The sequence below is a fragment of the Streptomyces sp. genome, from assembly GCF_031178505.1.
GTDB classification, from domain to species: Bacteria; Actinomycetota; Actinomycetes; order Streptomycetales; family Streptomycetaceae; genus Streptomyces; species Streptomyces gulbargensis.
Genome location: NZ_JAPSIW010000148.1, coordinates 1 through 6,305 on the forward strand (window position 1 = coordinate 1; position 6,305 = coordinate 6,305).

At 75.3% G+C, this 6,305-nt stretch carries 6 protein-coding genes; 2 read left to right on the top strand and 4 right to left on the bottom strand.

The features are described from left to right. Window positions 1-423 precede the first annotated feature (423 nt). Window positions 424-2,259, bottom strand: a complete 1,836-nt coding sequence (locus RIF68_RS13120) for an NAD+ synthase (protein ID WP_309051391.1) — start codon at window positions 2,257-2,259, stop codon at window positions 424-426. Window positions 2,260-2,794: 535 nt separating this feature from the next. On the opposite strand from RIF68_RS13120, the gene RIF68_RS13125 reads away from it, so the two are divergent. Together RIF68_RS13125 and RIF68_RS13130 are read left to right on the top strand one after the other, a co-directional pair. Next, window positions 2,795-3,535, top strand: coding sequence for a DUF998 domain-containing protein (locus RIF68_RS13125; RefSeq protein WP_309051392.1), 741 nt, complete (start codon window positions 2,795-2,797; stop codon window positions 3,533-3,535). Further along, window positions 3,532-4,341, top strand: coding sequence for an alpha/beta hydrolase (locus RIF68_RS13130; protein ID WP_309051393.1), 810 nt, complete (start codon window positions 3,532-3,534; stop codon window positions 4,339-4,341). Before RIF68_RS13125 ends, RIF68_RS13130 begins: the two co-directional genes overlap by 4 nt. A 15-nt stretch (window positions 4,342-4,356) precedes the next feature. On the opposite strand, the gene RIF68_RS13135 is transcribed toward RIF68_RS13130, so the two are convergent. The 3 genes from RIF68_RS13135 to RIF68_RS13145 all read right to left on the bottom strand — a co-directional run bounded on the left by RIF68_RS13135 (window position 4,357) and on the right by RIF68_RS13145 (window position 6,205). Continuing rightward, window positions 4,357-4,779 carry a CBS domain-containing protein gene (locus RIF68_RS13135; RefSeq protein WP_309051394.1) on the bottom strand — a complete coding sequence of 141 codons (423 nt, stop codon included), beginning with the start codon at window positions 4,777-4,779 and terminating at the stop codon, window positions 4,357-4,359. 125 nt (window positions 4,780-4,904) lie between these two features. Continuing rightward, on the bottom strand, window positions 4,905-5,534 hold the full coding sequence (locus tag RIF68_RS13140) for a DUF305 domain-containing protein (protein ID WP_309051395.1): 630 nt from the start codon (window positions 5,532-5,534) through the stop codon (window positions 4,905-4,907). Continuing rightward, window positions 5,531-6,205 carry a DUF3105 domain-containing protein gene (locus tag RIF68_RS13145; RefSeq protein WP_309051401.1) on the bottom strand — a complete coding sequence of 225 codons (675 nt, stop codon included), beginning with the start codon at window positions 6,203-6,205 and terminating at the stop codon, window positions 5,531-5,533. Before RIF68_RS13145 ends, RIF68_RS13140 begins: the two co-directional genes overlap by 4 nt. Between the last annotated feature and the right edge of the window lie 100 nt (window positions 6,206-6,305).

The window sequence follows — 6,305 nt, forward strand, 5'->3', positions numbered from 1 at the left end:
CCGACCCCGTCGCCGTCCCGGGCGTAGGCCGGCGAGGAGCCGGCCGTCCGGGTGGGTCTCCCGGTCCGGTTGTCCGGCCGCGGGTCCGGTTCCGGTCTCCCTGGGTCCCGGCCCGGCCGTCCGGGTAGGTGGGTGGGTGGGCGCTCATCCGGCCGCGGGTCCGGTTCGAGGCCCTGAGCCCCCCGGTCCGGGTGCCCGGGTGCTGGTGCAGCCGCTCGACCGGGCGCCGACCGGTGGACGACCCCGGTCTCGGTCCGGATGCGCGGCCCGGCCACGGTCCAGGTTCAGCGCTCCCGGCCCGGCGGGCCCCCGGCCCGTCCCGGCGCCGCTCTTGTCCCGGCCGCCGGGCCGGCTTCGGGCCCCTGCGGGCCCGGCGCTACCCGGCCGGGAGGCCGGGTGGGCCGCCGGGACGGCCTCGGGCCGCTACCCCGCCGCGGTGCCGGGCCCGGCCGCCGACTCCGGTCCGGGGGGCGACTCGGCGCCCGCCCCCGGCCGGGAGGGCGTCTCGTGCCAGCGGTTCGTGATCGGGAGGCGCCGGTCCTTGCCGAAGCCCTTCGCCGAGATCTTGGTGCCCGGCGGGTACTGGCGCCGCTTGTACTCCGCGGTGTCCACCATCCGCAGCGTCCGCGCGACCAGCTCCTCGTCGAAACCGGCCGCCACGATCGCGTCCTTGCCCCGGTCCCCGTCCACGTACAGGGCGAGGATCCGGTCGAGGACCTCGTAGTCCGGCAGCGAGTCCGTGTCGACCTGCCCCGGGCGCAGCTCCGCGCTCGGAGGCTTCGTGATCGAGTTCTCCGGGATCGGCGGGACCTGGCCGCGCTCCCCGGCCGCCCGGTTGCGCCAGCGCGCGAGGCGGAAGACGTCCGACTTGTACACGTCCTTGATCGGCCCGTAGGCGCCGACGGCGTCCCCGTAGAGCGTGGAGTAGCCGACGGCCAGCTCCGACTTGTTGCCGGGCGCGAGGACGAGGTGGCCCTCCTGGTTGGAGATCGCCATCAGGGTCGTGCCGCGCAGCCGCGCCTGGAGGTTCTCCTCGGCGAGTCCGGTCAGGCCCAGCGATTCCATGAAGGCGTCGAACATCGGCGCGATCGGCACGGTGCGGAAGTTCAGCCCGGTGCGCCGGGCCAGTTCCGCCGCGTCGCCGCGCGAGTGCTCCGAGGAGTACGCGGACGGCATCGAGACCCCGTACACGTGCCGGGCCCCGAGCGCGTCGCAGGCGATCGCCGCGACGAGCGAGGAGTCGATGCCCCCGGAGAGGCCGACCAGCACCGAGCGGAAACCGTTCTTCGCCACGTACGCGCGCAGCCCGATGACGAGCGCCGAGTAGACCTCCTCGTCGTCGTCCAGGCGGTGCGCGTAGCCGCCCGTCAGCTCCGGCTCGTACGCGGGCAGCGGCTCCCCGGCCGGCCCCGCCAGGACCACCCGGTCGATCCGCAGCCCGTCGTCGACCGTTCCCTCCGGGGCCCGGGAATCCGCCGCCGGCAGCTCCAGGTCGAGGATCACGCTCCCCTCGACGAACTGCGGGGCCCGCGCGATCACCTCGCCCGCCGCGTCCACGACGAGGGAGTCCCCGTCGAAGACCAGCTCGTCCTGACCGCCCGTCGACGCCAGGTAGGCGGTCGTGCACCCGGCCTCCCGGGCCCGCCGGCGGACCAGCTCCAGCCGCGTGTCGTCCTTGTTCCGCTCGTACGGAGAGGCGTTCACCGACAGGAGCAGCCCGGCCCCCGCGCTGCGCGCGGCCGGGACCCTGCCCCCGTCCTGCCACAGGTCCTCGCAGATGGCGAGGGCCACGTCGACGCCGTGGACGCGGAGGACCGGCAGCGTGTCGCCCCGCACGAAGTAGCGGTACTCGTCGAAAACGCCGTAGTTGGGCAGGTGGTGCTTGGCGAAGCGCAGCACCACCTCGCCGCGGTGGAGCACGGCGGCGGCGTTCTCCGGCGACCCGGCCGGCCTGCCGAGCCGGGGCTCGGCCCGCTCGGAACGGTCCAGGTAGCCGACGACGACCGGCAGCTCCCCGAACCCCTCCTCCGCGAGCCGCCGGGCGAGCCCGGCGAGGGCCGCGCGGGACGCCTCCACGAAGGAGGGGCGCAGGGCCAGGTCCTCGACGGGGTAGCCGGTCAGCGCCATCTCGGGGAACGCGACGAGATGCGCGCCCTGCCCGGCGGCGTGCCGGGTCCAGTGCAGGACCGCCTCGGCGTTCCCGGCGATGTCTCCGACGGTCGAGTCGATCTGATTCAGGGCGAGGCGTAGTTGAGGCACGCGGCCCAGTCTAATCGTCAATTCGACGCTATGTCCTGCGGACGGCTGCGGGGAGGGGACGGCGGGGACAGGGGTGGCTCTTGGGCGGGGCCGGGCGAGGGCGGTCCGGGAGGCCCGAGGACGAGCGCCCGGTGCAGCACATGGCCCCAAGCGACCGGGGACGTTCGGGCGCAGAGCGGCCCGGCCCCGGCGACGGTCCGGGCGCGGCCTCGGTGCCGATCCCGGGCGGGGCCGGGGCGGTCGTCCGGCTCCGGCCCGGCCCTGGCCCGGCCCCGTCCCGTGACGATCACGGGCGTGGCCTCCGTGACGGTCCGGGCATGGCCTCGTGACGGTCCCGGGCGCGGGCCGGGGTGGCCGTCCGGCTTCGGCCCCGTGAGGACTCGACCCCCGGCCTCGGTGACGATCCCGGCCCCAGCCCCCGTGACGGCCCGGCCCCGACCCCGTCGCCGTCCCGGGCGCGGGCCGGGGCGGCCCTCCCGCTCCGGTCCCGGGGCCGGAGGGGAACCTTTCCGGGAGGCCGGGCGTCTGTCCCACCATGCCCGGGAATGTCACGCGAACCGCCGCCGTCGCCCTGTCCCTCGGCGCGCTCGCGTACACCGCCTGGGTCCTCGAAGCCGTCCTCGGCACCGGTCCGGACCCCGTCCGCGGCTACGTCTCCGAGCTCGCCGCAGCGGACCAGCCCTTCGGCGGCTTCTTCCGCGCCGCCGACCGGACGGCCGGGTTCCTGGTCCTCGTGGGGGCGCTCGCCGGGCTCCTCGCCACCTTGCGGCGCCGCGCCGCCCCGCCGCCCCCGCCGGGCGTCCCGTCCTGGGCGCGGCGCCCCGACCGCGCCCCCGGGACGGCCTGGTCCGTCGCCGGCTGGGCCGCCCTCGCGGTCTTCGGCGCCGCCACCGTCGCCGACTCCTGGCTGCCGCTGAGCTGCGCGCCCACCACCGACCCGGCGTGCGCCGCACGCGAGGCCGCCGGGGCCGTGCCCGCCACCCACGCGGCCCACGCCGTCAGTTCGGGCCTGGCCACCACCGGGGCGGTCGTCGCGATGATCCTGCTGACGGCCGCCGCCCGCCGCCACGGCCGGTGGGGCGCCCTCGCCCGTACCGGCGCGGCCGTCCTCGCCCTGGAACTCGCCGCCACCGCCTGGACCCTGGCCGCCGTCACCGCCTTCGAGGCCGGAACCGGGAACTGGGCCCTCGGCGTCGCCCAGCGCCTCCAGGTCCTCCTGGTGGCCCTCTGGCTCGCCGTCCTCGCCCGCGCACTCCACCGGGAGCGCCGGCCATGACCTTCGTACGCCTCCACGGAGTGGCCCATCACGTGGCCGTCGACGGCGCCGGGCCGGTGTGCGTCCTCTCCGCCGGACTGGGCATGAGCTGGTTCGACTGGGACCCGGTCGTGGAACTCCTCGCCCCGCACCGTACGGTCGTGCGCTTCGACCGCCCCGGCCACGGTCTCTCGCAGGCCGCCACCGCGCCGCCCACGCTCGCGGGCGAGGCGGACCGGATCGCGGCGCTCCTCGACACCCTCGGCCTGCCCGGGCCCGTCACGGCCGTCGGCCACTCGATCGCCGGCTTCCACGCCGAGGCCTTCGCCCGCCTGCACCCCGGCCGGGCCGCCGGGCTCGTCCTTCTCGACTCCTCCGTGGAGGAACGTCCCCGGCCGTCCCGCTGGGCCGGCGCCGCGCGCCCGCTCGGCGCGGTCCTCGCCGCCGCCGGGCTCCCGGCCGCGCTCGGTCCCGCCGCCCGCCGCCTGGCCGTACGCCACGACCCGGCACCGCCCGCGCTCCTGCGGCGCGTCTACCGCACCTCGCGCGTGCTGCGCGGCACGCTCCTGGAGAACGCCCGCTACGGGGCCGTCGCCGCCGAACTCCTCGCCCTGCGCGAGGCCCGACCGCTGCCGCCCGGCCTGCCCGTCACCGTCCTCGCCGCCCCCGACGGCTCCGCCCGCTGGGAACGGCGCCAGCGCGCGCTGGCCCGGCGGCTCGGCGCCCGCTACGAGGCGGCCGAACCGTCGGGCCATCTGGTCATGCTCGACGCCCCGGACGCGGTGGCCCGGGCGATCCTCGGCACCCCCCGGCTCCAGGAGCCCTGAGGAGGGGAGGAGCGGTCAGGAGGAGGCGGCGTACACGCTCGCGCAGAACGCCTTGATCTGGTCGTCCGAGAGCTGCCGTGCCAGGTCGGCCTCGCTGATCATCCCGACGAGCCGCTTGTTCTCGATGACGGGCAGCCGGCGGATCTGGTGGCCCTGCATCTCGTCCAGGACCTCCTCCACGTCCGCTCCCGCGTCGATCCAGCGCGGGGTGCCCTTCGCCATCTCCCCACAGGTCACCTTGGACGGATCGTGGCCCATGGCCACACAGCCCACCACGATGTCGCGGTCCGTGAGGATGCCGCAGAGGCGCTCGTTCTCGTCGGCGATGGGGAGCGCGCCCACGTTCAGGTCCCGCATCCGCTGCGCCGCCCGGTCGAGCGTCTCGTGTGCCGGGATCCACTCGGCCCCGGGGTGCATGATGTCCTTCGCCGTGGTCATGGGGTGCGTGCCTTTCGTCGAACGTCGTCGTACGTACGTCCCCGAGCCCCCTCATTGTGGGCGCGCGCCACGGCCCCCGCGACCGCAGCGGGTCACGGGGGCCGTCGTACGAACGGCGGCGCGCGCTACGCCCCGCGCTTCCTCAACATGTCGGCCATCAGCCTGATCTCGGACTCCTGGGCGTCGACCATGCCCTGGGCGAGATTCCGCTCCACCTCCACCGAGCACTTCCGCACACAGCCCTCGGCCATGTGCACGCCGCCCTTGTGGTGGGCGGTCATCAGCTTCAGATAGAGGATCTCCGCCTTCCGGCCGGACGCCCGCCGCAACTCCTCCAGCTGCGCCTTCGTCGCCATGCCGGGCATGTACGCCCCGTCCTTCGGGCCGCTGTCGCCGTGCCCGCCCATGCCCATCCAGGTCATCGGCTCGACACCCGACTCCACCTTCGGCAGCCCCCACAGGTCGAGCCAGCCGAGCATCATGCCCCGCTGGTTGGCCTGCGTGTTGGCGATGTCGTACGCGAGCCGGCGGACCGACTCGTCCCGGGTGCGGTCCCGGACGATGAACGACATCTCGACGGCCTGCTGGTGGTGCACCGACATGTCCCGGGCGAACCCGGCGTCGGCCGAGGCCGACACCGGCGTGCGCGGGGCGTCCTCCTCCTCGCCCGAGGCGACCGTCACGGCGCCCCCCGCGAAGAGGAGCGCCGCGGCCACGGCGGCGACCGAGGCCAGCTGCGTACGGTTCGGCCTCACTGGCCCATCCCCGCGCCGGCCGCCCCGTCGGCGCCCACCCCGCCGGTGCAGGCGGCACCCGGCTCGGGCGTCTGCGGGCCCTTCACGTACTTGGTGAAGAAGGCGTCGATGCGCGGGTCGTCCGCGCCGTCCACGGTCACCTGCTTGCCCCAGGCGGACAGCATGATCGCGCCCGGCTGGTCGTCGACCGGGCTCATCAGCGTGTACGTGGTGTTGTCGACCTTCTTCTCCAGCTTCTCCACGTCGGCGGCGGGAGCCTTCTTGCTGTAGGTCACCCAGACGGCGCCGTGCTCCAGCGAGTGCACGGCGTTGGTCTCCGGGATCGGCTTCTTGTAGACCTCGCCGTCGCAGTTCATCCAGACCGGGTGGTGGTCACCGCCGACCGGCGGCTTGGTGTCGTACTTCACCGGGGTCTCGACGTGGTTGCGGCCCAGCTTCTTCGGGTCCCACGACTTCTCGGCCGCGATGGGGGCCTTCGCCGCGGCCTCCTTCGCCGCGTCCTCGTCGGCCTTCTTCTTCAGCACGACGGTTCCGAAACCGACGAGGCCGAGGACCACGACGGAGGAGATGCCGATGGTGAGGATGCGGTTGCGGCGCTCGCGGGCCTGCTCGGCGCGGCGCATCTCCTCTATTCGGGCACGGCGGTCGGCGTTGGAGCGGTTGGCGGCCATGGTGGTGTCGTCCTTCTTCGCGTGTGGGGTGGTGTTCGGGGTGAACCTGTCGGGGGTGTGCCCCTCGGGGTGCCGTGTCGACCGGGCCGGAGCCCGGCCC